Origin of the sequence: Mesorhizobium sp. M7A.F.Ca.CA.004.04.2.1, from assembly GCF_004022825.1 — a bacterium.
GTDB lineage: Bacteria > Pseudomonadota > Alphaproteobacteria > Rhizobiales > Rhizobiaceae > Mesorhizobium.
The window spans coordinates 1-1,192 of the sequence record NZ_RZPH01001382.1; the positions used below are offsets into that span (position 1 = coordinate 1).

Here is a 1,192-nt window from a genome sequence, read left to right on the forward strand (position 1 = left end):
GCGAAGGGACCGACTATGGCAATGCATTTCGGTCCCGTGCGTCGTCCTCCGGCGCGAGTACCCATGACTGACCTCCACTCAGGCGTTTCCCGTAGGACCGACTGGCATGTATGGTTCAGGCTTGGTCAATCGGTCCTGAGCGGCGGCCGGCCTGTTCGACCGTCGCGGGCGGGGTTCTTTTCAAGTGCCACCTGCCCAAAGCCATCGTCCCACTTGTTTGCCGGCAGGGCAAGAAAAATAGAAACCCTTTGCTCGGCAGTGGACCGTGCGGATCATATGCTGGGGCTGGCAGCGGGAAGCTGTTGCACGTCGACCGATATCGGCCGAAACTGAAAACAGGCGACCCGTCGCCCGCTGCTTGAAGGACCATCGACCCATGAAGATCATTGCCTGCGGCAGCGTGCCGACCGTCATCGCGCCGGAAAAATACTTCGCCGGCCGGGTGCTGCAGACGCCGATCATCGAGAAAGAGGCGCCGGCGCGGCTGCGGGCCACGCTGGTCAGCTTCGAGCCGGGCGCGCGCACCCACTGGCATACGCATCCGCTTGGCCAGACGCTGTACGTGACGGAGGGCGCCGGGCTTGCCCAGACGTGGGGCGGCCCGATCCAGGAGATCAGGGCCGGCGACGTCATCTCGTTCGCGCCTGGCGAAAAACACTGGCATGGCGCGGCGCCCAAATCGGCGATGACGCATATCGCGATGCAGGAGGCGCTCGACGATGTCCATGTCGATTGGCTGGAGGGGGTCACCGACGAGCAGTTTGGCGGTCGAGACACCTAAGCCGGCGGAGGGCAGGCTTCTTGCCGCAGCGATGACGATCGTCGCGCAAGCTGCAAAACCGCTGGCATTTAAACCACTCGGACGCCCAGAAAATTCAGCCTCCGCCGGGCGCCTTCCCACGCCCTGATGCTGACATCGTTGAGATAGCAGTCCATCAAGACCCTGCAGCCGACCAAGATCTCGACCGGTTGTCCAGCAAAAACCATTGCGCCCGGCCGCCCAAAAAAATTGTGTATTGTTCCGTCGTCAAAGCCATTTTCTCCGAAATTGGCGAAATCCCCTACGTCCCCTTCAAACCAACGCTGAAAATCGACAAGGGTGCTGTTGCTTCGGTAATCTCGTCCCACGGCTTGATCGCCTGAAAAGGTGCCAAAAACGACATCGGTCGCCTGAAGGACTCTGGTGTGGCTG

The 1,192-nt window shown here is 61.2% G+C and carries 2 protein-coding genes; one reads left to right on the forward strand and one right to left on the reverse strand.

Annotated features, from left to right (window positions below; all coding sequences use genetic code 11):
- Positions 1-376: 376 nt before the first annotated feature.
- Entirely contained in the window at positions 377-781 is a 405-nt protein-coding gene (locus EN893_RS34745; RefSeq protein ID WP_127267439.1) for a cupin domain-containing protein, read from the forward strand.
- Between the two features lie 68 nt (positions 782-849).
- Here EN893_RS34745 and EN893_RS38425 read toward each other — a convergent pair.
- Positions 850-1,192 (reverse strand): hypothetical protein (locus EN893_RS38425; protein ID WP_164901422.1); only part of this gene is annotated, 343 nt, incomplete at its 5' end.

Excerpts from the sequence above, each read along its gene's own strand:
- EN893_RS34745 (WP_127267439.1), top strand. The coding sequence starts at position 377 with ATGAAGATCATTGCCTGCGGCAGCGTGCCGACCGTCATCGCGCCGGAA.